The organism is Nocardioides sp. GCM10030259, from assembly GCF_042666375.1.
Taxonomy (GTDB): Bacteria; Actinomycetota; Actinomycetes; order Propionibacteriales; family Nocardioidaceae; genus Nocardioides.
In genome coordinates this window covers 16071-39362 of record NZ_JBHTDF010000026.1, presented here as the reverse complement: position 1 = coordinate 39362, position 23292 = coordinate 16071, and the positions used below count along the sequence as shown (strand labels likewise).

General features: G+C 72.4%; 27 protein-coding genes and 1 riboswitch. Of the genes, 19 read left to right on the top strand and 8 right to left on the bottom strand.

The features are described 5' to 3' along the window. Positions 1–63: 63 nt before the first annotated feature. The 11 genes from ligD to ACFQQI_RS23715 all read left to right on the top strand — a co-directional run bounded on the left by ligD (position 64) and on the right by ACFQQI_RS23715 (position 8581). Positions 64–1029 (top strand): non-homologous end-joining DNA ligase, encoded by a 966-nt coding sequence (gene ligD, locus ACFQQI_RS23765; protein WP_378569096.1) that lies wholly within the window; start codon positions 64–66, stop codon positions 1027–1029. Between the two features lie 56 nt (positions 1030–1085). Beyond that, positions 1086–1871 carry an isocitrate lyase/phosphoenolpyruvate mutase family protein gene (locus tag ACFQQI_RS23760; protein ID WP_378569095.1) on the top strand — a complete coding sequence of 262 codons (786 nt, stop codon included), beginning with the start codon at positions 1086–1088 and terminating at the stop codon, positions 1869–1871. Between the two features lie 10 nt (positions 1872–1881). Beyond that, entirely contained in the window at positions 1882–2547 is a 666-nt protein-coding gene (rpe, locus tag ACFQQI_RS23755) for a ribulose-phosphate 3-epimerase (RefSeq protein WP_378569094.1), read from the top strand. A gap of 84 nt (positions 2548–2631) precedes the next feature. Next, positions 2632–2761, top strand: a riboswitch (FMN riboswitch). Positions 2762–2834: 73 nt separating this feature from the next. Beyond that, entirely contained in the window at positions 2835–3866 is a 1032-nt protein-coding gene (gene ribD / locus ACFQQI_RS23750; RefSeq protein ID WP_378569093.1) for a bifunctional diaminohydroxyphosphoribosylaminopyrimidine deaminase/5-amino-6-(5-phosphoribosylamino)uracil reductase RibD, read from the top strand. 1 nt (position 3867) lies between these two features. Next, complete coding sequence (locus ACFQQI_RS23745) at positions 3868–4470, top strand: riboflavin synthase (RefSeq protein WP_378569092.1); 603 nt, start codon at positions 3868–3870, stop codon at positions 4468–4470. Positions 4471–4546: 76 nt separating this feature from the next. Further along, a complete protein-coding gene (locus ACFQQI_RS23740; protein WP_378569091.1) occupies positions 4547–5260 on the top strand; it encodes a nicotinamide riboside transporter PnuC in 714 nt (237 codons plus the stop codon). Further along, positions 5257–6510, top strand: coding sequence for a bifunctional 3,4-dihydroxy-2-butanone-4-phosphate synthase/GTP cyclohydrolase II (locus tag ACFQQI_RS23735; protein WP_378569090.1), 1254 nt, complete (start codon positions 5257–5259; stop codon positions 6508–6510). Before ACFQQI_RS23740 ends, ACFQQI_RS23735 begins: the two co-directional genes overlap by 4 nt. Position 6511: 1 nt before the next feature. Next, on the top strand, positions 6512–6994 hold the full coding sequence (gene ribH / locus ACFQQI_RS23730) for a 6,7-dimethyl-8-ribityllumazine synthase (protein ID WP_378569089.1): 483 nt from the start codon (positions 6512–6514) through the stop codon (positions 6992–6994). Between the two features lie 10 nt (positions 6995–7004). Then, complete coding sequence (locus ACFQQI_RS23725) at positions 7005–7268, top strand: phosphoribosyl-ATP diphosphatase (protein ID WP_378569088.1); 264 nt, start codon at positions 7005–7007, stop codon at positions 7266–7268. A gap of 10 nt (positions 7269–7278) precedes the next feature. Beyond that, positions 7279–8139 carry an ATP phosphoribosyltransferase gene (gene hisG / locus ACFQQI_RS23720; protein WP_378569087.1) on the top strand — a complete coding sequence of 287 codons (861 nt, stop codon included), beginning with the start codon at positions 7279–7281 and terminating at the stop codon, positions 8137–8139. After that, the gene (locus tag ACFQQI_RS23715) at positions 8123–8581 is read left to right on the top strand and encodes a PH domain-containing protein (RefSeq protein WP_378569086.1); all 459 of its coding nucleotides are present in this window, start codon (positions 8123–8125) and stop codon (positions 8579–8581) included. The genes hisG and ACFQQI_RS23715 overlap by 17 nt, the downstream gene beginning before the upstream one ends. A 19-nt stretch (positions 8582–8600) precedes the next feature. On the opposite strand, the gene ACFQQI_RS23710 is transcribed toward ACFQQI_RS23715, so the two are convergent. From ACFQQI_RS23710 to ACFQQI_RS23675, 8 genes are all read right to left on the bottom strand, one after another. Beyond that, positions 8601–9083 (bottom strand): hypothetical protein, encoded by a 483-nt coding sequence (locus ACFQQI_RS23710; RefSeq protein ID WP_378569085.1) that lies wholly within the window; start codon positions 9081–9083, stop codon positions 8601–8603. A gap of 176 nt (positions 9084–9259) precedes the next feature. Further along, positions 9260–9799 carry a uridine kinase gene (locus tag ACFQQI_RS23705; protein ID WP_378569084.1) on the bottom strand — a complete coding sequence of 180 codons (540 nt, stop codon included), beginning with the start codon at positions 9797–9799 and terminating at the stop codon, positions 9260–9262. Next, positions 9783–11000, bottom strand: coding sequence for an amino acid deaminase/aldolase (locus ACFQQI_RS23700; protein WP_378569083.1), 1218 nt, complete (start codon positions 10998–11000; stop codon positions 9783–9785). Before ACFQQI_RS23700 ends, ACFQQI_RS23705 begins: the two co-directional genes overlap by 17 nt. Beyond that, positions 11000–11443, bottom strand: coding sequence for a hypothetical protein (locus ACFQQI_RS23695; RefSeq protein ID WP_378569082.1), 444 nt, complete (start codon positions 11441–11443; stop codon positions 11000–11002). Before ACFQQI_RS23695 ends, ACFQQI_RS23700 begins: the two co-directional genes overlap by 1 nt. A 31-nt stretch (positions 11444–11474) precedes the next feature. After that, a complete protein-coding gene (locus tag ACFQQI_RS23690) occupies positions 11475–12641 on the bottom strand; it encodes an LLM class flavin-dependent oxidoreductase (protein ID WP_378569081.1) in 1167 nt (388 codons plus the stop codon). Next, on the bottom strand, positions 12641–13663 hold the full coding sequence (locus ACFQQI_RS23685) for an ABC transporter substrate-binding protein (protein ID WP_378569080.1): 1023 nt from the start codon (positions 13661–13663) through the stop codon (positions 12641–12643). The genes ACFQQI_RS23690 and ACFQQI_RS23685 overlap by 1 nt, the downstream gene beginning before the upstream one ends. Continuing rightward, on the bottom strand, positions 13660–14454 hold the full coding sequence (locus tag ACFQQI_RS23680) for an ABC transporter ATP-binding protein (protein ID WP_378569079.1): 795 nt from the start codon (positions 14452–14454) through the stop codon (positions 13660–13662). Before ACFQQI_RS23680 ends, ACFQQI_RS23685 begins: the two co-directional genes overlap by 4 nt. Next, entirely contained in the window at positions 14442–15260 is an 819-nt protein-coding gene (locus ACFQQI_RS23675; RefSeq protein ID WP_378569078.1) for an ABC transporter permease, read from the bottom strand. Before ACFQQI_RS23675 ends, ACFQQI_RS23680 begins: the two co-directional genes overlap by 13 nt. Before the next feature lie 121 nt (positions 15261–15381). On the opposite strand from ACFQQI_RS23675, the gene ACFQQI_RS23670 reads away from it, so the two are divergent. The 8 genes from ACFQQI_RS23670 (at position 15382) to pheT (ending at position 23236) form a co-directional block, all read left to right on the top strand. After that, positions 15382–15924, top strand: a complete 543-nt coding sequence (locus ACFQQI_RS23670) for an SseB family protein (RefSeq protein WP_378569077.1) — start codon at positions 15382–15384, stop codon at positions 15922–15924. A 289-nt stretch (positions 15925–16213) separates the two neighbouring features. Then, positions 16214–16918 carry a translation initiation factor IF-3 gene (gene infC / locus ACFQQI_RS23665; protein WP_378569528.1) on the top strand — a complete coding sequence of 235 codons (705 nt, stop codon included), beginning with the start codon at positions 16214–16216 and terminating at the stop codon, positions 16916–16918. Positions 16919–17006: 88 nt separating this feature from the next. Then, complete coding sequence (gene rpmI / locus ACFQQI_RS23660) at positions 17007–17201, top strand: 50S ribosomal protein L35 (RefSeq protein ID WP_157339999.1); 195 nt, start codon at positions 17007–17009, stop codon at positions 17199–17201. Positions 17202–17245: 44 nt separating this feature from the next. Beyond that, positions 17246–17632: a 50S ribosomal protein L20 gene (gene rplT / locus ACFQQI_RS23655; protein ID WP_300645985.1), complete on the top strand. Its 387-nt coding sequence runs from the start codon at positions 17246–17248 to the stop codon at positions 17630–17632. Beyond that, on the top strand, positions 17629–18438 hold the full coding sequence (locus tag ACFQQI_RS23650) for a TrmH family RNA methyltransferase (protein ID WP_378569526.1): 810 nt from the start codon (positions 17629–17631) through the stop codon (positions 18436–18438). Before rplT ends, ACFQQI_RS23650 begins: the two co-directional genes overlap by 4 nt. Positions 18439–18521: 83 nt before the next feature. After that, positions 18522–19565 (top strand): ATP-binding protein, encoded by a 1044-nt coding sequence (locus ACFQQI_RS23645; protein ID WP_378569076.1) that lies wholly within the window; start codon positions 18522–18524, stop codon positions 19563–19565. 84 nt (positions 19566–19649) lie between these two features. Further along, positions 19650–20756 (top strand): phenylalanine--tRNA ligase subunit alpha, encoded by a 1107-nt coding sequence (gene pheS / locus ACFQQI_RS23640; RefSeq protein ID WP_378569075.1) that lies wholly within the window; start codon positions 19650–19652, stop codon positions 20754–20756. After that, positions 20753–23236 carry a phenylalanine--tRNA ligase subunit beta gene (pheT, locus tag ACFQQI_RS23635; RefSeq protein WP_378569074.1) on the top strand — a complete coding sequence of 828 codons (2484 nt, stop codon included), beginning with the start codon at positions 20753–20755 and terminating at the stop codon, positions 23234–23236. The genes pheS and pheT overlap by 4 nt, the downstream gene beginning before the upstream one ends. The last annotated feature ends 56 nt before the right edge of the window (positions 23237–23292 follow it).

Sequence of the window (23292 nt, the reverse complement as noted above, 5' to 3'; positions counted from 1 at the left end):
AAGGTTTCTTCCGTCGAAGCGCATGTCCGAACCGTAGGGCCCGCCACCCCCTAGATTGGCCGCATGCCCTCGAAGTCACCGTCCGTCGAGATCGAGGTCGACGACCGGGTGGTGCGGGTCAGCAACCCCGACCGGGTCTACTTCCCGGAGAGCGGGGCCACCAAGCTCGACCTCGTCGAGTACTACCTCGCCGTCGGCCCCGGCATCGTCAACGCGCTCTTCGAGCGGCCGTGCATGCTGCACCGCTTCCCGAAGGGCCTCGCGGGCGACAAGGTGCACCAGAAGCGGCTTCCCGCCGGGGCGCCGCCGTGGGTCGAGACGGTGCGGCTGTACTTCCCGCGGTGGGGCCGGACCGCCGACGAGCTGTGCGTGACCGAGCTCGGGTCGGTGATCTGGGCGGTGCAGATGTCGACCGTCGAGTTCCACCCGTGGAACAGCCGTCGCGAGGACACCGAGAAGCCCGACGAGTGGCGCATCGACCTCGACCCCGGACCGCTGTGCGACTACGCGGCCGTGCGACGCGTCGCCCACGTCGTCCACGAGGTGCTCGACGAGCTCGGCGTCGTCGGCTTCCCGAAGACCAGCGGCAGCAAGGGCATCCACATCTACGTGCGCATCCGCCCGGACCACGGCTTCAAGGACGTACGCCGTGCCGCGCACGCGTTCGCCCGCGAGGTCGAGCGGCGCGCCGGCGGCGACGTCGACCTGACCTGGTGGCGCAAGGACCGCGACCCGGCGTCGGTCTTCGTCGACTACAACCAGAACACCCGCGACCACACGATCGCCGCGGCGTACTCCGTGCGCGGACTGCCCGACGCCCGCGTCTCGACCCCGATCCGCTGGGACGAGATCGACGACGCCGAGCCCCGCGACTTCACGATCTTCACCGTGCCGGACCGCTTCGCGGAGCTCGGCGACCTGCACGCCGACATCGACGACCACGTCTACGACATCGCGCCGCTGCTCGAGTGGGCGGAACGCGACGAGCGCGAGGGCGCCGAGACCCCGGCGGAGCCGGACGAAGTCTGAGGGTCCCGTCCGAAACCCGCGCGCACGCACGCCGTCGGGGTGAGCAGGATGGGCGCATGAGCGCATTCCTCGACCTGCACCGCCCCGCGGACCCCCTGGTGCTGCCGAATCCGTGGGACCTCGGCTCCGCCCGGATCCTCGTCTCGCTCGGCGCCCGCGCCCTGGCCACGACCAGCAGCGGATTCGCGGCCACCCTCGGGCGCGCCGACGGATCGGTGACCCGGGACGAGGCCATCGACCACGCGACCGCGATCGCCGCCGCCGTCGACGTACCGGTCTCGGCGGACCTCGAGAACTGCTTCGCCGACGACCCCACCGGCGTCGCCGAGACGGTCACGCTCGCGAAGGCCGCCGGACTGGCCGGGTGCTCGGTGGAGGACTGGAGCGGCACCGACATCTACGATCTCGGCCTCGCCGTCGAGCGGGTGGCCGCCGCAGTCGAGGCAGCGGGCGAGGACTTCGTGATCACCGCGCGCGCCGAGAACCTCCTGCACGGCCGCGACCTCGACGACGCGATCACCCGGCTGCAGAGGTTCCAGGAGGCCGGCGCGCCGGTGCTCTTCGCCCCCGGCGTTCGGTCCGAGGAGCAGATCGGCGCCGTCATCGGCTCCGTCGACCGGCCGGTCAACGTGCTCGCCGGCCCCGGATCACCGCCCGTCGCACGGCTCGCGGAGCTCGGTGCGGCCCGGATCTCCACCGGCGGGGCGCTGGCCTTCGCGGCGTACGCCGCCCTGGCCGACGCGGGCCGCGAGCTGTTCGGCGAGGGGACCTACGCTTCCTGGGAAGCGGCGGCCGCGGCCCGGGCCACCATCACCGCGGCCCTCACGAAGCAGGTCCCCTAGGATCGGCCGCGTGGGCCACATCCAGATCACGCCGAGCATCCTCAACGCCGACTTCGCGCGGCTGGGCGAGGAGGTGGCCCGGATCGGCAGCGCCGACTGGGTGCACGTCGACGTCATGGACAACCACTTCGTGCCCAACCTGACCTTCGGACCAACCATGGTCGAGGCGCTGGCTCGCTCCGCCGGCGTCCCGCTCGACGCGCACCTGATGATCGAGGACCCCGACCGCGAGGCGATGGCGTACGTCGAGGCCGGCTGCGGCTCCGTCACCTTCCACGTGGAAGCCGCCAAGGCGCCGGTGCGGCTGGCCCGCGAGATCCGCGCCTCCGGCGCCCGCGCGTCGATGGCGCTCAAGCCGGCCACGCCGATCGAGCCGTACGAGGACCTGCTCCCCGAGCTCGACATGGTGCTGATCATGACCGTGGAGCCCGGCTTCGGCGGCCAGAAGTTCCTCGACCTGTGCCTGCCGAAGATCCGCCGCGCCCGCGAGCTGATGGACAAGCACGGTGTCGAGACCTGGCTCCAGGTCGACGGCGGCGTCAGCCTCGAGACCATCGAGCGCTGCGCCGAGGCAGGTGCCGACGTGTTCGTCGCCGGCTCGGCCGTCTACTCCGCCGACGACCCCGACCGGATGGTCGCCGAGCTGCGCGGGAAGGCCGAGGCCGCCGCCGGCTGAGGCCGGGCCGGTCCCGCTGTGTGACACGACGCACGGCGTCGTACGACGGTGCCTGTGGCACACTCGTCCCGACGAGCCAACAGCTCGCGTGCTCTGGGGTCGGTGAAATTCCGAGCCGGCGGTAACAGTCCGCGACCCGGTCGCAGCCAGCGATCGGTTGACCAGGTGGAACTCCTGGACCGACGGTCAAAGTCCGGATGGGAAGCGCACGCAGGTGTCGTCACGTACGTCGTACGTGACGACCCGTCAGCCCCGGAGTCCGCGACCGGACACGAGGGGCGGACCAGATGATCACCGCAGCCGAGCAGGCCGCCATGCGGCGCGCGCTCGAGCTCGCGGCGACCCCGGGGGTGCCGCTCGGCCCCAACCCCCGCGTCGGCTGCGTCATCCTCGACGACCAGGGCGCGACCGTGGCCGAGGGCCACCACCGCGGCGCCGGCACGCCGCACGCGGAGGCCGACGCACTCGCCCGGGCCGGCGAGCGGGCCCGCGGCGCGACCGCCGTCGTCACCCTCGAGCCCTGCAACCACCACGGACGCACGGGTCCGTGCGCGCAGGCGCTCGTGGCTGCCGGCGTACGACGTGTCGTGTTCGCCCAGCCCGACCCCAACCCGGCCGCGGCCGGTGGCGCCGAGACCCTGCGCGCGGCCGGCGTCGACGTCGAGTCGGGACTTCTGACGGTTGAGTCGGGAGCTCTGAACCGCTTCTGGACCTTCGCGCACGCGCAGGGACGCCCGTTCGTCACCTGGAAGTTCGCCACCACCCTCGATGGCCGCAGCGCCGCGGTCGACGGCACCAGCCGCTGGGTGAGCTCGGCGGCCGCGCGTCGCGACACCCACCGGCTGCGCGCACTCTGCGACGTGATGCTGGTCGGCACCAACACCGTCGCCGTCGACGACCCCCTGCTCACCGTCCGCGACGAGCACGACCACCCGCTCGCGCGCCAGCCGCTCCGCGTCGTGATGGGGGAGCGCGACCTCGACCCGGACCGCCGGATCTTCAACGGCGACGCGGAGACAGTCCACCTGCGCACCCGCGACCCGAGGACCGCCCTGGCTGAGCTGCACGCGCGCGACCGCCAGCACGTCTTCCTCGAGGGCGGTCCGACGCTGGCCGCCGCGTTCCTCGAGGCCGGCCTGGTCGACGAGATCGTCGTGTACGTCGCGCCCATGCTCCTCGGCGCCGGCCGCAGTGCCGTCGCCGACCTCGGAATCACCACCATCTCGGACGCGTTCCGTCCCCGCGTCACCGACATCACGGTGCTCGCGGACGACCCGGAGGGCAACGTCCGGTTCACGCTCGCTCCAGGAGAGGACTGACATGTTCACCGGAATCGTCGAGGAGCTCGGCACCGTCGCCGCCGTCGAGGACCAGGGCGACGCGATCCGTCTCGGCATCCGCGCGACCACGGTGCTCGAGGACGTCGGGCTCGGCGACTCGATCTCCGTCAACGGCTGTTGCCTGACGGTCACGAACGTCGAGGGCGACACCTGGACCGCCGACGTCATGCAGGAGACGCTCGACAAGACCAGCCTGTACGGCGTACGCCCCGGCGACCGGGTCAACCTCGAGCGCGCCGTCACCGCCGACAAGCGCCTCGGCGGCCACATCGTCCAGGGCCACGTCGACGGCGTGGGCGAGGTCGTGGGCCGGACCCCCAGCGAGCACTGGGAGGTCGTCGAGATCGCGATGCCGACCGCGCTGAGCCGCTACCTCGTCGACAAGGGCTCGATCACCGTCGACGGCGTCAGCCTCACGGTCGTCGAGGCCGGTCACGACCGGTTCACGGTCAGCCTGATCCCCGAGACCCTCGCCCGCACCACGCTCGGCACCCGCCAGCGCGGAGACCGCGTCAACCTCGAGGTCGACGTGATCGCCAAGTACGTCGAGCGCCTGCTGCCCTTCACGAAGGACGACGCATGAGCGAGCGAAGCGAGCGAATCATCCAAGGCAGTGCGTGCTGTGCCTCATGCGCGCACGGAGCGAAGCGAGTACGCGCATGAGCTTCCTCTCGTCGCTGTACGACGCCCACCTGACGATCTCGGGCCACCCGATCACCTGGCGCGAGATCCTCGGCAACGCCTTCGGGTTCGGCTCGGCGATCGGCGGCCTGCGCCGTCGGGTGTGGGCCTGGCCGGTCGGCATCGTCGGCAACGTGCTGCTGTTCACGGTCTTCATCGCCGCGACCTTCGACGCCTACGCCCAGCAGCCGCTCTTCGGGCAGGCCGGACGTCAGGTCTTCTTCATCGCCACCAGCGTGTACGGCTGGATGCGGTGGCGCGAGCAGCAGCGGCTCCGCCGGAGTGCGGGGAGCGGGGGAGACGCCCCGGCGATCGACCCGCGCTGGGCGACCGCCCGCGAGCGCGTCGGCTACCTGGTCGCCGCGGCCGCCGGCGTCCTGGTCTGCCAATGGCTGTTCTCCGTGATCGGCGCCGGGTGGCCGGCCCCGCGCTGGTATTACTGGTGTGACGCCTGGATCTTCGTCGGCTCCATCGTCGCGACGTACGCCATGGCCCGCGGCTGGAACGACTTCTGGCTGGCCTGGATCGCGGTCGACCTCGTCGGCGTACCCCTGCTCTGGCACTCCCAGTACTACCCCTCCGCGATCCTCTACGTCTTCTACGGCGCCCTGTGCGTCGCCGGCTTCGTCACCTGGTGGCGCGCCACCAGGGACGCGGACGACCCCATCGAACGAGAGAAGGTCCTGGCATGACGACCCACGAGCACGAGGGCGTCCGGCTCGACAGCGTCGAGCGGGCGGTCGCCGACATCGCCGCCGGCAAGGCGGTCATCGTCGTCGACGACGAGACCCGCGAGAACGAGGGCGACATCATCTTCGCGGCCAGCAAGGCCACGCCGGACCTGATGGCGTTCACGATCCGGCACAGCAGCGGCGTGATCTGCGTGCCGATGCCGGCCGACATGCTCGACCGGCTCGAGATCCCGCTGATGACCCCGCACAACCGCGACAAGATGCGGACGGCGTACACGATCTCCGTCGACGCCCGCGACGGCGTCACCACCGGCATCTCGGCCGCCGACCGGGCCCACACCGTGCGGGTGCTCGCCGACTCGGCCACGGAGCCGTGGGAGATCACCCGGCCCGGGCACGTCTTCCCGCTGCGCTACCGCGAGGGCGGCGTGCTCGTGCGCCGCGGCCACACCGAGGCCGCGGTCGACCTCGCCACGCTCGCCGGCCTGACGCCGGCCGGCGTCCTCGTGGAGGTCGTCAACGACGACGGCACCATGAAGCGCGCCCCCGAGCTGCGCGAGTTCGCCGACGAGCACGGGCTCGCGATGATCTCGATCGACGACCTGGTCCGCTACCGCCGCCGCCACGAGAACCTCGTCGAGCGGGTCGCAGAGACCCGGCTGCCGACCCGGCACGGCGAGTTCACGGCGTACGGCTACCGGATCACCGTCGACGACTCCGAGCACATCGCGCTGGTGTACGGCGACATCTCGGGAGACCAGCCCGTGCTCACGCGCGTCCACTCCGAGTGCCTGACCGGAGACGTGTTCGGCAGCGCCCGCTGCGACTGCGGTCCGCAGCTGGACGAGGCCCTCGAGCGGATCGTCACGGAGGGGCGCGGCGTCGTCGTCTACCTGCGCGGCCACGAGGGCCGGGGGATCGGCCTGGTCGCGAAGCTGCAGGCCTACCAGCTCCAGGACGGCGGCCGCGACACCGTCGACGCCAACCTCGACCTTGGCCTGCCGGCGGACGCGCGCCACTACGGCACGGCCACCCAGGTGCTCCGCGACCTCGGCGTCACCAGCGTCCGGCTGCTCACCAACAACCCCGACAAGGTCGAGAACCTCGAGGACTTCGGCGTCCATGTCGCCGCCCGGGTGCCGCTGACGCCGCACCCCAACGACCACAACATCGCCTACCTGCTGACCAAGCGCGACCGGATGGGCCACGACCTGCCCAACCTCGACACCGACATCAAGGACGGAGCCTGACATGGCCGGAGACGGAGCACCCGAGACCGAGGTCTTCGACGCGAGCGGGCTCAGGGTCGTGATCGTCGCCGCGAGCTGGCACACCCAGGTGATGGACGGACTGATCGCCGGGGCCGAGCGGGCCGCGGCCGAGTACGGCGCGACGGCCACCACGGTCCGCGTCCCGGGCACGTTCGAGCTGCCCGTGGTCGCGTCGGCGCTGGCGCAGCAGGGGTACGACGCCATCGTCGCGCTCGGCGTGGTGATCCGCGGTGGCACGCCGCACTTCGACTACGTCTGCAACGCCGCGACGGACGGCCTCGTCCGGGTCGCGCTCGACCACACGGTCGCGATCGGCTTCGGCGTACTCACCTGCGACAACGACGCCCAGGCGCTGGACCGCGCGGGGCTGCCGCACTCGCGGGAGGACAAGGGCTACGAGGCGGCCTCTGCCGCGCTGCTCACCGCCCGGACCGTGCGCCAGGTCGCGAAGGGCACGCCGTAGGGTTGAGCGCGTGAAGACGTTCGACGAGCTCTGGGCCGAGCTGAGCGAGAAGGCGCGGTCCCGACCCGAGGGATCCGGCACCGTGCAGCAGCTCGACGCCGGCGTCCATGCCATCGGGAAGAAGCTGGTCGAGGAGGCCGCGGAGTCCTGGATGGCGGCCGAGCACGAGGGCCGCGACCGCACCGCGGAGGAGATCAGCCAGCTCCTCTACCACGCCCAGGTCCTGATGCTGGCGACCGGCATCGAGCTCGACGACGTCTACGCACACCTGTGAGGTCCACACCATGTCTGTCCCCCAGAAGCTGCTGAGGGTCGCGGTCCCCAACAAGGGGTCGCTGGCCCAGTCGGCCGGCGAGATCCTGCGCGAGTCCGGATACCGCCAGCGCGACGACGCCAAGCAGCTGACGCTCACCGACGCCGAGAACGGCGTCGAGTTCTTCTACCTGCGCCCCCGCGACATCGCGCTGTATGTCGGGGAGGGCACCCTCGACGTCGGCATCACCGGCCGTGACCTGCTCGCCGACTCCGGCGCGAAGGCCGAGGAGGCCCTCGGCCTCGGGTTCGGCCGCAGCCGGTTCCGCTTCGCCGGGCCGAAGGGCGTCTACACCGACCTCACCCAGCTCGCCGGCACGCGCATCGCGACGTCGTACGTCGGTGTGGTGCGGTCGTTCCTCGAGGAGCGGTCGATCGACGCGACCGTGGTCCGCCTCGACGGCGCCGTCGAGACGAGCATCCAGCTCGGGGTCGCCGACGTGATCGCCGACGTGGTCGAGACCGGGGGCACGCTCCGGCAGGCCGGGCTCGAGGTCTTCGGCGACGTCATCCTCGACTCCGAGGCGGTCGTGGTCACCCGCTCGGGTGCGGTGCCCGACGGCTTCGAGATCTTCAAGCGCCGCATCGACGGCGTCCTGGTCGCGCGGAGCTACGTGATGATGGACTACGACATCCCGACCGACCGGGTCGAGGATGCCGTCCGGCTGACGCCCGGCATCGAGAGCCCGACCGTCGCGCCGCTCCATCGGGACGGGTGGTCGGCCGTGCGGGCGATGGTCCCGCGCGACGGCGCCCAGAAGCTGATGGACGAGCTCTACGAGATCGGCGCCCGCGGCATCCTGCTCACCGACATCCATGCCTGCCGTCTCTGAGCCCGTGGCGCTCCCGCACACCTGGCGCCCGTTCGGCGTGCGCGTGGCGGGAGTCGCCCTCGGCGCCAGCCTGCTGCTGGTCTGCGCGCTCGCGTGGTTCGGCTTCGACGACGAGACCCGCGCGCGGTTCACGGTCTTCCAGCGCCTCACCCTGGTCGGGTTCGGGGTCCTGGCGTTCGCGCTGTGGTTCGCGCTGGTGCGCTCGCGCGTCGTCGCCGAGCGCGAGCGCCTGGTCGTGGTCAACGGCTATCGCCGGCGCGAGTACGCCTGGGCGCAGGTCGTCGGCGTACACCTCCCGCCGGGCGCCCCCTGGGTCACGCTCGACCTGGCCGACGGCAGCACGGCGGTCGCGATGGGCATCCAGGGCTCCGACGGCAACCGCGCCCGGAGAGCCGTCCGCGAGCTGCGGCTCGCCGTGGAGCAGCAGAGCTCCGGCGCCTGAGACGCCCCCGCACCCGACCTCAGCGAGCCCGACCGACCCCCGCCGCGGCGAGCACGTCGACGCCCCCGTCGAGGACGCCGGACACGATCCCGCTGCCCGACGCCTCGCCGGGCGCCGTCCCGGCCGGATCGTCGGTCAGCCGCACCTGCCGGCAGCCGAAGTCGTCGACCACGACGCCGACCACTCCGGCGTCGTGCGGGTAGACGACCAGCCACCGCGGGCCGAAGTCGGTGGTGCACATCTGCGAAGGGTCGGACGGCGTCAAGCCGGCGACGGCGTCGGCGAGACCGCCGACGTCCGACTCGGCGACCTCGCGCGGCGCCCCGTGACGCACCCAGGCGTGGCCGGGGCCGCCGTCCGGCGCCTGGCCGACGTCGACCTGGTCGTAGCGGCACGCCCAGACCCGCTCCGGGGCCGGCAGCGACGGCGCCTCCGTCGCCGGCTTCTCGGGCTCCGACGCCGCCGGGTCGTCCGGGTGCGCCAGCCTCGACGGACACAGCACGTCCACCGGTGGGGCCGGCGCGGAGGTGTCCGGTTCGAGAGTCGGCTCCGTGGCTCGCGGTGACGATGAGTCACCACAGCCCGCCAGGGCCAACGCGCACGCAGCGACCGCGATCGGGAGACGCAGATCCGAGAGCCTCATGACCGGTCCGACGATGCCACAGCGACACCGGTTCCCTAGGTCGTCACGAAGAGGTCGGCCCGCTCCCGGGTGCGGTGCCGGGCGAAGTGCTCCGCCTCGGCGCCCGCCCACTGCTCCCAGTACGGCGCGAACGCCTCGCCGTCGCGCTCGATCCCGCGCCGCATGCGCACGTCGTACGCCGCCTCGACCCACACGAGCACGGTCGCCAGCGAGGCGGTGCCGAGCGAGCCGGACCCGACACCCTCGAGCACCAGCAGCGGGACGGGGGAGACCGTCACGGTCTCGGCGAAGGCTCCCGCGATCCAGTCGTAGCGGCGATAGCTCCCCGGCCGGCCAGCGGCGAGCGGGTGGAGCAGCCCGTCGAGCTGGGCGTCGACGGTCGGCAGCCCCGTCCACCCCTCGAAGAGGTCGTCCATGTGCACGACCCGGGCCCCGGGGGAGACGCGGGCGACCTCGGTCGCGAGCGTGGTCTTCCCTGACCCTGCGGGGCCGTCGACGCACAGCAGCCGGCCGGCCCCCAACGTTGCCGGGCGGGCCTCGAGGAGCCCGAGGACCGCGTCAGAAGGCCTGGCCACAGCCGCGGTAGGTCGGCACCGTGTCGACGAACTCGCTGCCGGAGAGCAGGTGCACGTGGACGGCATGCTCGAACGGCTCGCCCGACTTCGCCGGGCGGAACCACACCAGGTCGCCGACCTCGAGCAGGTCCGCGGGCTTCCCGCTGAGCGGCGTCTGCACCTCGCCGGCCCCCTCGAGACCGGTCAACGCCAGCCCGGCCGGCGCCCACGGCGTCGGCAGCCGGTCGGCGCCCGCCGCGCCGGACGCGACGATCCCGCCGCCGTGCACCGTCACCATCCCGGGCGCGGGTCGCCGGACCACCGGCAGGCCGAGGTACGACGCGGGGCGGGGGTCGAACGACGCGTAGTGGTCGAACAGCGTCGGCACCAGCAGCCCCGAGCCGGCGGCGATCTCGGTGACGACCGGGTCGGCGGCGGTGGCCTCGACCGATCCCGAGCCGCCCGCGTTCCAGAACTCCAGGTCGGCCACCTGCCGCAGCGCCTCATCGAGCTCGGCCCGGCGCACCGCGAGCTGGGACATCGAGAGCGTCTTGAGCCGGCGCAGCACGGCCGACCTCGTGCGGGCGGTCGGCACGGTGTCCTGCATCCCGGCGACCTGGCCCTCGTAGGTCATCACGCCCACGAGGCGGAAGCCGTCGCGGCGGGCGACCTCGCGGGCGAGCCCGACGATCGCGCCGGTGTCCTGCAGCGGCGAGCGCTTGGGGCCGATGTGCTGGCCGGCGAACCGCAGCCCGGCGTCGACGTCGAGGGCGACCCGGACGTCGACCCCCGTGGGGAGCCGCACGCTGTCGACCACGTCGAGGTGCGCGGTGCTGTCGACCATGATCGTGATGCAGGCCGCCGCCTCCGGCGAGGTGACCAGGTCGGCGAGCGCGCCGCGGTCGACGGTCGGGTAGGCGACCACGATGTCGTCGCTGATGCCGTGGCGGTGCAGCCAGAGCGCCTCGCGCAGCGTGTACGCCAGCACGCCCCGGAAGCCGTCGTGGGCGAGCGCGCGCTCGATGAGCGCCGGGATGCGCAGCGACTTCGATGCGACCCGGATCGGCAGCCCGCCCGCGCGGCGTACGAGGTCGTCCGCGTTCGCGTCGAACGCGTCGAGGTCGACCACGAACACCGGCGTCGGCAGCGGGACACCCTGCTTCGCGACCGCGTCGTTGAGCCTGGACCACAACCTGTTGCGGTCCACGTCGGTCGGCGCCATCAGCTGATGCCCCGCTTGCGCAGCAGCGCCTCGATCTCGGCCATCTCGGGGTCGCCGTCGATCGCCGGAGCGCCCCGGGACGACCGGGCGGCGGGCTTCTCACCGGCCGAGCCGACCTGCTTCGGCGCCTTCTCCTTCGTCCCGAGCTGGCGGGAGCGCAGCATGCCGGAGACGACGATCAGCACGATGCCGACGCCGCCGATGATCACGCCGAGCCACACCGTCGGGCTGAACACCAGCCGGGCGGCCCAGTCGGTGATCGCGTCGCCGATGCGGGTGAACATCTGCAGCGTCTCGGTGAGGTACGCCGCCAGCGGCAGGAGCGTGAACCCGAGCGCCCGCAGGCCGGAGGTCAGCCCGCGGCGCCGGAAGGCGGCCCAGGTCCAGATGCCGCCCAGCACCGTCAGGCTCAGGGTGAGTGCGGCCCATGCAGCGTCGTCCACACCTCCAATGTCCCACACCGGGGGTGACGGGTCAGGCGAGTGCCGCCACCTTCGCGTGCGCGGGTGCGCCGCCGATCAGCCCGCGCTGCCGCAGCACCGGCATCACACCCTCCGCGAACCGGTAGGCCTCCTCGACGTGCGGGTACCCGGAGAGGATCACCTCGTCGATCCCGAGGCGGTGGTAGTCCTCGATCCGGTCGGCCACCTCCTCGTGACTGCCGACGAGCGCGGTCCCGGCGCCGCCGCGGACGAGGCCGACGCCGGCCCACAGGTTCGGCGCGACCTCCAGCTCGCGGGCCGACGTGTACGCCGTGCCCGACCGCAGCCCGAGCATCCGGCGCTGACCGGTGGACTCGCTCTGCCGCAGCGCCTCCTGGGCCTTCGCGACCGTCGCCGGGTCGAGCCCGTCGAGCAGCCACTGCGCGTGCTGCCAGGCCTCCTCGGCGGTGTCGCGCGACAGCGTGTGGAGGCGCAGCCCGAAGCGCAGTGTGCGTCCCTGCTCGGCCGCGAGCCCGCGGATCCAGTCGAGCTTCTCCTCGACCTGGTCGAGCGGCTCGCCCCACGTCAGGTAGACGTCCGCGTGCCGCGCCGCGACCGGGCCAGCCGGCCCCGACGACCCGCCGAAGTAGATCGGCGGCACCGGGTCGATCCCCCCGCTGACCAGCGCGCCCTCGGCGTCGTAGAACCGGCCGTGGAAGTCGAACGGCGCGTCTCCCCACGTGCCGCGCACGACCGCCAGGAACTCGTCGGTGCGCGCGTAGCGCTCGTCCTTCGGCGCCGTGTCTCCGAACCGTGCCTGCTCGCGCGGCTCGCCCCCGGTCACGACGTTCAGCATCAGCCGACCCCCGGAGAGGCGCTGGTACGCCGCGGCCATCTGGGCCGCGAGCACGGGGTTGATCACCCCCGGGCGGAAGGCCACGAGGAACTTCAGGCGCGTCGTCTCCCGCAGCAGCGCGGCAGTGGTGATCCACGCGTCCTCGCAGAACGTCCCGGTCGGCGTCAGCACCCCCTCGAACCCGGCCTGCTCTGCCGTCCGGGCGACCTGCGCCAGGTAGTCGATCGACGGGGCGCGGAACTCCGAGTCGCCGCTCGCGCTCGCGCCGAGTCCGGTGATCCCGCCGGGCACCCCCTGGCCGGCGCCGACCAGTGACCGGCTGTCACCCGAGGTGGGCAGGAACCAGTGCAGCTTGAGTCCCATCACTTCTCCCCGGTCGTGTGGTGGTTGTACTCGTCGCTGAAGTACGGCGAGACGTCGTACTCCTCCGGCAGCAGGTCGTTGGCGACGAAGGTGTCCGCCATCTCCTGCTCGGAGTCGATGACCGACTGGTCGATCGGCACCAGCTCGATCTTCCGCTTCTTCACCGCGGCGAGGGTGACCTCCTCCGGCAGGCCGGTCTCCTCGGCCCAGACCTTCGCCCACTCCTCCTGGTGGGTCTGCGACCAGACCTGTGCCTGCGCGATCCGGCCGACGTAGTCCTGCAGGGCGGTGGCCGTGGCCTCGTCCTCGAGGGCGGCGTTCGACGCGGCCTGGAACACCAGCCCGTTGACGACGTCCGTGCCGTCCGCGATCACCTTCGCGCCGGCCTCGATCTCGGCCTGCGAGGTGTACGGCTCCCAGATCGCCCATGCGTCGAGGTGGCCCGCGTCGAACGCCGCCAGCGCGTCGCCCGGCTGGAGGTCCTTGACGGTGACGTCGGAGAACTTCAGCCCTGCCTTCTCGAGCTGGGCGAGCAGGTTGTAGTTGGCCGAGCTGCCCTCGGCGACGCCGATCGTCTTGCCCTCGAGGTCGGCGACGCTCTTGATGGGCGAGCTGGGCGGCACGACGATGGCGTCGCCGGTGCCGCCGTACGTCGCTGCCTGGATCGCCTGGAACTCGCCCTTGCCCGCCGCCGCGAAGAGCGGGGGCGTGTTGCCGACACCGCCGATGTGGATGGCGTTGGAGCTGAGTGCCTCGAGCAGCGGGGGACCGGAGGTGAACTCCTTCCACTCGACGTCGTACTCGACGTCGTCGAGCAGGCCGGCGGCCGTGAGCAGGGCCTTGGACCCGCCCTTCTGGTCGCCGACGGTCAGCGTGACCTTCGAGAGGTCGACGTTGCCGTCGTCGTCGACGGCGCCCTCGTTGCCGGTGGCGGACCCGCCGCAGCCGGCGAGGGCGAGGACGGCGGCCAGGGCCGCGCCGAGGGCGGTCAGCTTCGTCCGGTGGGTGTGGTGGCGCGTCATGCTGCTCCCTGCTTCCGTACGTCGGTGCGGTTCGGGTTCGGTGGGGTCGGGCGTACGCCGAGCGCGTCGAGCAGCTCGGTGCGGATCCGGGCGATCTCGGGCTGGGACGGCGCGCGGTCGTCGCGGCGCGGGCCGATCGACCACTCGCGCGCGATCCGACCGTCGTCCATCACCAGCACCCGGTCGGCGAGCGCGATGGCCTCGTCGACGTCGTGGGTCACGATGAGCACGGCCATCGAGTGCCGGCGCCACAGCTCGATCACGAGCTGGTGCATGTCGATCCGGGTCAGCGCGTCGAGGGCGCTGAACGGCTCGTCGAGCAGCAGCAGGGCCGGGTTGCTGACCAGCGCCCGGGCGAGCGAGACCCGCTGGGCCTGGCCACCCGAGAGCCGCAGCGGCCAGGCATCGAGCTTCTCGGCGAGGCCGACCTCGCGCAGCGTCTGCTCCGCGAGGTCCGCCCGCCGGCGGCGCTCCGGGCCGTTGAGCAGCGCCAGCTCGACGTTCTCGCGCACTCGGCGCCACGGCAGCAGCCGCGGCTCCTGGAACGACACGGACGTGCGCCCGGAGACCTCGACCTCCCCGGCCGGGGCCGGGTCGAGGTGGGCCAGGCTGCGCAGCAGCGTGGACTTGCCGCAGCCGCTGCGGCCGAGGAGTGCGACGAACTCGCCCGGTGCGACGTCGAGGTCGATGGAGCGGAGCACGTGGGTATCGCCGAAGGAGCGGTCGTGCCCCCGGACCCGGGCGACCGGGCCGGCGGTCGAAGCGGTGCGTTCGGTGGTCAGGCTCGCCATGCGAGAGCCCTCCTCTCGAGGTAGCGGACGATGGCGTCGGTCGCGAGGCCGAGGAAGCTGTAGATGGCGAGGCCGACGACGATGACGTCGGTGCGGAGGAACTCGCGGGCGTCGTTGATCATGTAGCCGAGGCCGGCGTCGGCCGCGATGGTCTCGGCGACGATCAGCGACAGCCACGCGATGCCCAGGCTCTGGCGCAGGCCGACGAGTGTCTGGGGCAGGGCACCCGGGAAGACGACGTGCCGGATCTGCTCCCGCCGGGTCAGGTGCATCGACCGGGCGGCCTCGAGCATCTTCCGGTCGATCCCCTGGATGCCGCCGAGCGTGTTCAGGTAGAGCGGGAAGGCCACGCCCATCGCGATCAGGGCGATCTTGGGCGTCTCGCCGAGGCCGAACCAGGTGATGAAGAGCGAGATCAGGCCGAAGTGCGGGAGCGTGCGCAGCATCTGCATCGGCGGGTCGATCGCGTCCTCGCCGAAGCGGCTGAGCCCGGCCAGGATGGCGAACGACAGGCCGATGACGCCGCCGATGAGGGCGCCCAGGCCGACGCGCTGGAGCGACACGAGCGTCTCGGAGCCGAGCGTGCCGTCGCGCACGAGCTCCATCGCCGTCGAGACGACCTCGGTGGGCGCGGCGAGCGTGCGCTCGTCGATCACGCCGGCGGTGCTCAGCAGCTGCCAGAGGAGCACGAGGACGACCGGCGAGACCCAGCGGCGCAGGAAGGCGAGCCGGCTCCTCCCGGGCCGGCGGATCCGTGGTCGTGGGGGAGCGGTGGCGGGACTGTCCGCCAGGGCTGTCGTGGACATGCCGACCATGTCTAGACCAGTTGACCACCTAAATCAACTGAAACACTCGACTTTGAATCGTGCGACGAGTCACGTCCCCGTCGGATTCGGCTCCGGGGCCGGGCGCGAGGAGAATGGCGCCGTGCTCGAGCCCGACCCCACCCACTCACGCGTGATCCCGGACCCGGGCTTCGCGGGCGACGACGGGTCGGCCTCGGCCGGGCTCGCGCAGGCGCTCGCCGCCTGGTCGCGCGACCCCGCGGCGTACCCCGACGCGCTCGCCGCGCTGCAGCGGTCGCGGCTGCTGGTGCCGGTCGTCGCGCTGCTCGGCGAGGTCGAGCACGACGAGGCCGGGCTCGCCCACGACAAGACCAGCGACATGGCGACGGTGCTCGTGCAGGGCGCGGACGGGCGGCTCGCGCTGCTCGCGTTCACAGGGACCGACCCGCTCGCCGCGTGGAACCCCGAGGCACGTCCCGTGCCGGTGGCGGCGGACCTCGCCGCCCGGTCCGCGCTCCAGGACGGCGCCGCGGCCCTGGTGGTCGACCTCGCCGGGCCGGTGCGATTCGTCGTCGAGGGCGACGACCTGCGCGGGCTCGCCGAGGGCTGGACGCTCGCCAGGGTCGCCGGCGGCGTCGCCTGGATTCGGCCCGACGGGGAATCTTCGGCTAACATTCTTCGTTGACCGATCAGTTCTGACCCGACAGCGTCCACCAGGCCGCGGCCGAGCCGGAGCAGATCCCACAAGCGGAGGTCAGCACGATCGCCTCCCACCCGCATCGACCGCCCTGCTCCACAGGTCGTCGGGTCCGGTCCCGAGGCGCTGGGCGCCGGCGTACGCCGCCGAGGTCCCGTGTCGCGGTGGCTCTCCCACGGGCGTGGGAGGCCTTCCGACTGGCTTCCGCTTGCACCAAGCGGAAGCCATCGTTGATTTCGGACCTCCTCCAGGGGCCCGCGGCGGCGGGCTTCCGGTCATCTGGCCACCAGGAGGACACATCAGCACCGAGCTGCGTATCAACGAGCGGATCCGGGTACCCGAGGTCCGGCTCGTTGGACCCAACGGGGAGACGGTCGGCATCGTGCCGACCGATCAGGCCCTGAAGCTTGCCCAGGAGGCAGACCTCGACCTCGTCGAGATCGCGCCGCAGGGCAAGCCGCCCGTCTGCAAGCTCATGGACTACGGGAAGTTCAAGTACGAGAACGCCCAGAAGGCCCGTGAGGCACGTCGGAACCAGACGAACGTCGTCATCAAGGAGATGAAGCTCCGCCCGAAGATCGACCAGCACGACTACGAGACCAAGAAGGGTCACGTCGTGCGGTTCCTGCGGGCTGGCGACAAGGTCAAGATCACGATCATGTTCCGTGGTCGTGAGCAGCACCGTCCGGAGCTGGGCTTCCGCCTGCTGCAGAAGCTGGCGGAGGACGTCACCGACCTGGGCTTCGTCGAGTCCGCGCCGAAGCAGGACGGCCGCAACATGATCATGGTGCTCGGCCCGCACAAGAAGAAGGCCGACGCCAAGGTCGAGATGAAGGCCGAGAAGGAGTCCCGTGCCGCCGAGCGCGCGGCCCTCCAGGCGGAGGAGCGCGCCGAGCGCGACGCCGCCCACGCCGCCGGACCGGTGGCGCAGAAGAAGGAGCGTGGCCGCTCCGAGAACCTCGATCCCGAGATCGACGCCTGAACCTCCCGCAGACCGCGAGACCGCCGGTCGAGCCAGTCCGAGACCGCTCGGCCGGCGCGATCTGCAGCAACGAGAGAGAGACACAGCAATGCCGAAGAACAAGAGCCACTCCGGTGCCGGCAAGCGCTTCCGCGTGACCGGGTCCGGGAAGATCCTTCGCGAGAAGGCCGGCAAGCGCCACAACCTGGAGAAGAAGCCCTCCAAGGTGACCCGCCGCATGACCGGGACCGTCGAGGTCGCCAAGGCCGACGTCCCCCGCGCGAAGAAGATGCTCGGTCTCTGACCGACTCCCGCACCCAGACTTAACAAGCAACAAGGAGTAAGACAGTGGCACGCGTCAAGCGGGCAGTGAACGCCCAGAAGAAGCGCCGGACGACCCTCGAGCGCGCCAGCGGTTACCGCGGCCAGCGCTCGCGCCTCTACCGCAAGGCGAAGGAGCAGGTCACCCACTCGCTGGTCTACAGCTACAACGACCGCCGCAAGAACAAGGGCAACTTCCGCCGCCTGTGGATCCAGCGCATCAACGCCGCCGCGCGTGCGCAGGGGATGACCTACAACCGCTTCATCCAGGGCCTGAACCTGGCCGGCGTCGAGGTCGACCGCAAGATCCTCGCCGACCTGGCCGTCAACGACATCGCGGCGTTCAACGCGCTCGTCGAGACCGCCAAGGCCGCCCTGCCCGAGGACGTCAACGCGCCCAAGGTCTCGGCCTGACGCACGACGCACCCCTGACTGCGGGCAACGCCCGCGTCAAGGAGAGCCGGAAGCTCAGCCGCCGCTCGGAACGCTCCGAGCGGCGGCTCTTCCTTGCCGACGGCCCGAAGGCCGTCGAAGGTGCGCTCGGCACGATGCTGGATTCTGGGGCGAGCTGTCTGGTCGAGGTCTTCGCCACCGCCCAGGCCACCGAGCAGTACGCCGAGCTGGCGGCCGCCGCGCCGCGGTGGACCCTGGTCGACGACCGGGCCCTCGCGAGCCTCAGCGACAGCGTGACGCCCGCCGGCGTCGTCGGCGTCTGCCGCTTCCTCGACCGCCCGGTCGACCACGTCCTCGACGGGTCCCGTCTGGCCGCGATCTGCGCCGACGTCCGTGACCCCGGCAACGCCGGGACCGTGATCCGCTGCGCGGACGCCGCGGGCGCGGACGCGGTGGTGCTGGCCGCCCACTCCGTCGACCCGTACAACCCGAAGACCGTCCGGGCCAGCGTCGGCAGCCTGTTCCACCTGCCGATAGCGCTCGAGCTCGACCCGGCTGCCGCCGTACGCGCCGCCCGGGCGGCCGGCCTCCAGGTGCTGGCCGCCGACGGCGCCGGTGAGGTCGACCTCGACGACGCCGACGAGATCCTCGCCGCGCCGACCGCGTGGCTGTTCGGCAACGAGGCGTGGGGCCTGCCCGCCGAGGTCGCGAGCCTCGCGGACCACCGGGTCCGCATCCCGATCCACGGACGCGCCGAGAGCCTCAACCTCTCGACCGCCGCCGCCCTGTGCCTCTACGCCTCGGCGCGGGTGCACCGGCGGAGCTGACGGTCGCGTCCGCGCGGGTCGGCGACCCGTGGGGGAAGCGCCTGCGCGCTGCGGTTCAAGACGCCCCCCTCTAGGGTGACCTCGTGGACGACGCCCTCGACCTGCTCCCGGACGGTGTGGTGCTCGCTGACGGCGCCGGCGCCGTCACCGCGCTGAATCGAGTGGCCGCGACCTGGCTCGGAGTCGACCCGGCGGTCTCCGTCGGCGAGCCGCTGAGCGAGGTCCTCGCGCTCCAGGACCAGGAGGGCCGGAGCTGGGTGTCGTACAACTGCCCCTACGTCGGCCTGTCGACCCGCACGGCCGTGCCGGAGCAGTCGTGGCTGCTCCCCGACGGCACCGAGGTGCTCGTCGCGGCCCGGATCCACCGGCCGGCGCTGGCGGAGGCGATCAGCGGCGTGGCCGTGAGCCTCCGCTCCGGTCGCGGCCGGGCCCGGCTCGACCGCGAGCGGTCGGACCTCGTCGCCACCGTCGCCCACGAGCTGCGGTCGCCGCTGACCGGCGTCAAGGGGTTCGTCCAGGCGCTGCTGAACCGCTGGGACAAGCTCACCGACGAGCAGAAGAAGCTGATGCTGACCACCGTCGCGGCCGACTCCGACCGCCTGAGCCGGCTGATCGCGGAGCTGCTCGACGTCGCGCGCATCGACACCGGCCGGCTCCAGCTGTACCCGCGGCCGTCCGACGCCGGCGTGCTCAGCCGCCGGGTCGTCGAGTCGGTCGCCGCCAGCACCAGCCGCCCGATCGAGATCGACGTCGCCGAGGACCTCGCCGAGATCGACGTGGATCCCGACAAGTTCACCCAGGTCGTGACCAACCTGGTGGAGAACGGCGTCCGCCACGGTGAGGGGACCGTCCGCGTGGTGCTGGCGGCCGCCGAGCACGCGCCCGACGCGCCCGGCATCCGGCTCACCGTCACCGACGAGGGCGACGGCATCTCGCGCGAGCTGCGCCGGCGCGTGTTCACGAAGTTCTGGACCAGCGGCCAGCGTGGTGGCTCCGGCCTCGGGCTCTACCTCGTCAACGGCCTCGTCCGGGCCCACGGGGGCACGGTGACGATCGACGACGCCGACGCGGGCGGCGCGCGCATCGACATCCTCCTGCCCGCTTCGGGCGCGCTGCGCGTGGACTGACGTCCGCCGGACGGTTACCGGTTCGCGACGGGCCGCCGCGCCTCCCTAGACTCGGCACTTGACACTGACGACGAGAGAGCAGCCGTGTCCGGACCCAACACCGACTACGACCCCGTGGAGGTCACCCCGTTGAAGGCCGAGGAGGTCGAGGCCGCGCGCGACGCAGCACTCGCCGCGATCGCAGCCGCCGCCGACCTCGCCGAGCTGAAGCAGGTCCGGATCGACCACACGGGTGACCGCTCCCCGCTGGCGCTCGCCAACCGCGAGATCGGCGCCCTGCCGCCGCAGGGGCGCAAGGAGGCCGGCCAGCGCATCGGCCAGGCCCGCGGCGCCGTCAACAAGGCGCTCGGCGAGCGGCAGGCCGTGCTCGAGGTCGAGCACGAGGAGCGGATGCTCGTCGAGGAGACCGTCGACGTCACGCTCCCGACCGACCGCGTCCCGACGGGCGCCCGCCACCCGCTCACGACCGGCGCCGAGCTGATCGCCGACATCTTCGTCGCGATGGGCTGGGAGGTCGCCGAGGGACCGGTCATCGAGGCCGAGTGGCTCAACTTCGACGCCCTCAACCTCGGGCCCGACCACCCTGCCCGCACCATGCAGGACACGTTCTGGACCGACCCCGGCGACGACCACCTCGTGCTGCGCACCCACACCTCGCCGGTGCAGGCGCGCACGATGCTGTCGCGCAACCCCCCGATCTACGTCATCTGCCCCGGCCGCGTCTTCCGCACCGACGAGTACGACGCGACGCACAGCCCCGTCTTCCACCAGGTCGAGGGCCTGGCGGTCGACGAGGGCATCACGATGGCCCACCTCAAGGGCACGCTCGACCACTTCGCCGCGCAGATGTTCGGCGAGGGCATCAGCACGCGGTTCCGCCCGTCGTACTTCCCCTTCACCGAGCCGAGCGCCGAGGTCGACCTGGTCTGCTTCGTGTGCCGCGGTGCGGGGGAGCTCGACGGCGCGTCGTGCCGCACCTGCCGCGGCGAGGGCTGGATCGAGTGGGGCGGCTGCGGCGTGGTGAACCCGCGCGTGCTCGCCGCCTGCGGCGTCGACGCGGAGCGCTACACCGGCTTCGCGTTCGGCATGGGCATCGACCGGACGCTGATGTTCCGGCACGGCATCGAGGACCTGCGGGAGCTCTTCGAGGGCGACGTCCGCTTCACCACGGCATTCGGGAGTGAGCTGTGAAGGCCCCTGTCAGCTGGATCCGCGAGTACGTCGACCTGCCGGCCGGCGTCACGACCGAGGACCTCGCCGCGCGGCTGACCGCGCTCGGGCTGAAGCTCGAGGCGATCGAGCGGCCCGGCGACCAGATCACCGGCCCGCTCGTCGTCGGCAAGGTGCTCACGATGGAGCCCGAGCCGCAGAAGAACGGCAAGACCATCAACTGGTGCACGGTCGACGTCGGCGCCGCCAACGGCACCGGCGAGCCCCAGGGCATCGTCTGCGGCGCGCACAACTTCGCGCCCGGCGACCTGGTCGTGGTGATCCTCCCGGGCGGCGTGCTGCCGGGGAGCTTCGAGATCTCCGCGCGCAAGACCTACGGCCACGTCTCGGCCGGCATGATCTGCTCCGCCCGCGAGCTCGGGCTGGGGGAGGACCACGACGGCATCATCGTGCTGCCAGAGAGCGCCGGCGAGCCCGGCGACAGCGCGTTCCCGGTGCTCGGGCTCGACGACGAGGTCATCGAGTTCGAGATCAACCCCGACCGCGCCTACGCGCTCTCGCTTCGTGGCATCGCCCGCGAGGCGGCGCTGGCGTACGACGCGCCGTACCGCGACCCGGCCGACCGCTCCTTCCCGGAGCCCAACGGCACCGGCCACCCGGTGCGGATCGACGACCCGGTGGGCTGCCCGGTCTTCGTGGCCCGCACGGTCACGGGCTTCGACCCGGCCGCGGCCTCGCCCGACTGGATGGTCCGACGGCTGACGCAGGCGGGGATGCGCCCGATCTCGCTCGCCGTCGACGTCACCAACTACGTGATGCTCGAGATCGGCCGGCCGATCCACGGCTACGACGCCGACAAGCTCCAGGGCGCGATCGGCGTCCGCCGGGCGCGCGAGGGCGAGCGGATGACCACGCTCGACGGTGCCCAGCGCACCCTGTCGGCCGAGGACCTCGTCGTGACCGACGACTCCGGGATCATCGGCCTCGGCGGCGTCATGGGCGGCGAGACCACCGAGATGTCCGAGACCACCACCAACATCCTCGTCGAGGCGGCCCACTGGGACGCCACGTCGATGTTCCGCACCGGCAAGCGTCACAAGATCACCTCCGAGGCCGGCAAGCGCAACGAGCGCGGGGTCGACCCCGTCGTCACCCAGGCCGCGGCCGACCGCGTGGTCGAGCTGCTCACGACGTACGGCGGCGGCACGGTCGACCAGGGTGTCACCGTGGTCGGCTCGCCGCCCGAGCAGCCGCGGATCACCATCTCCTACGACCTGCCCGCGCGGGTCACGGGCATGGAGATCGACGCGGCCACGACCGTGGCCCATCTCGAGGCGGTCGGCTGCTCGCTCCACAAGCACGACAGCACGCTCACGGCGACCACGCCGCCGTGGCGGCCCGACCTCACCGACCCCTTCGACCTCGTCGAGGAGGTCGCGCGCGTGGTCGGCTACGACCGCGTGCCGTCGGTGGTCCCGCGCGAGGCGGCCGGACGCGGGCTCACCCGCGAGCAGCGCCTGCGTCGGCGGGTCGGCCGCACCCTCGCGGGTGCCGGCTGCGTCGAGGTGATCAGCTTCCCGTTCGTCGGCGACGCGACGTTCGACGCGCTGGGGCTGCCCGCCGACGACGTGCTGCGGCAGACCGTGCGCCTGGCCAACCCGCTCTCGAGCGAGGAGCCGGCGTACACGACGACGCTGCTGCCCGGGCTGCTGAAGGCTGTCGCCCGCAACGTCGGCCGCGGCGCCCCGGGAGTGGCGCTCTTCGAGACCGGCACGGTGGCCTTCCCCGCCGACCGCGGCCCGGCGCCGATCTACGGCGTCGACTGGCGGCCGACCGACGACGAGCTCGCGAAGCTGTTCGAGGCGATCCCGCGGCAGCCGCTGCACCTCGCCGTCGTGCTGGCCGGCGAGCGTGAGCGCTCCGGCTGGTGGGGCGAGGGCCGCGACGCGGGCTGGGCCGACGCGGTCGCGCTGGTGCGTCGGCTGGGCACTGAGCTCGGCGTCGACCTCGAGGTGGCCGCCGCCCAGCGGATGCCGTGGCACCCGGGCCGCTGCGCCCTGATCCGCATCGGCGACCTCGAGATCGGCCACGCCGGCGAGCTGCACCCGAAGGTCTGCCAGGCGTTCGGCCTCCCACAGCGCAGCGCCGCGGTCGAGATCGACCTCGACGCCCTGATGCGCCACGCGCGCGACGTCGCGCCTGGCCCTGACTTCTCGACGTACCCCGTCGCGAAGGAGGACGTCGCGCTGGTCGTCGGCACCGCGGTCACGACGGCCGCGGTCGAGGCCGCGCTGCGCGAGGGCGCCGGCGACCTGCTGGAGTCGGTGCGGCTCTTCGACGTCTACACCGGCGAGCAGGTGGGCGAGGGGAAGAAGTCGCTGGCCTTCGCGCTGCGGTTCCGTGCCGCCGATCGCACGCTGACGGAGGAGGACACCGCGGCCGCACGCGACGCCGCCGTCGCGCTGGCCGCCGAGCGGACCGGGGCGGTGCAGCGGGTCTAGTGTCCTGAATCAAAAGTCCGTGTGCGCTTCGCGCACACATGGCACACACCTCGCCG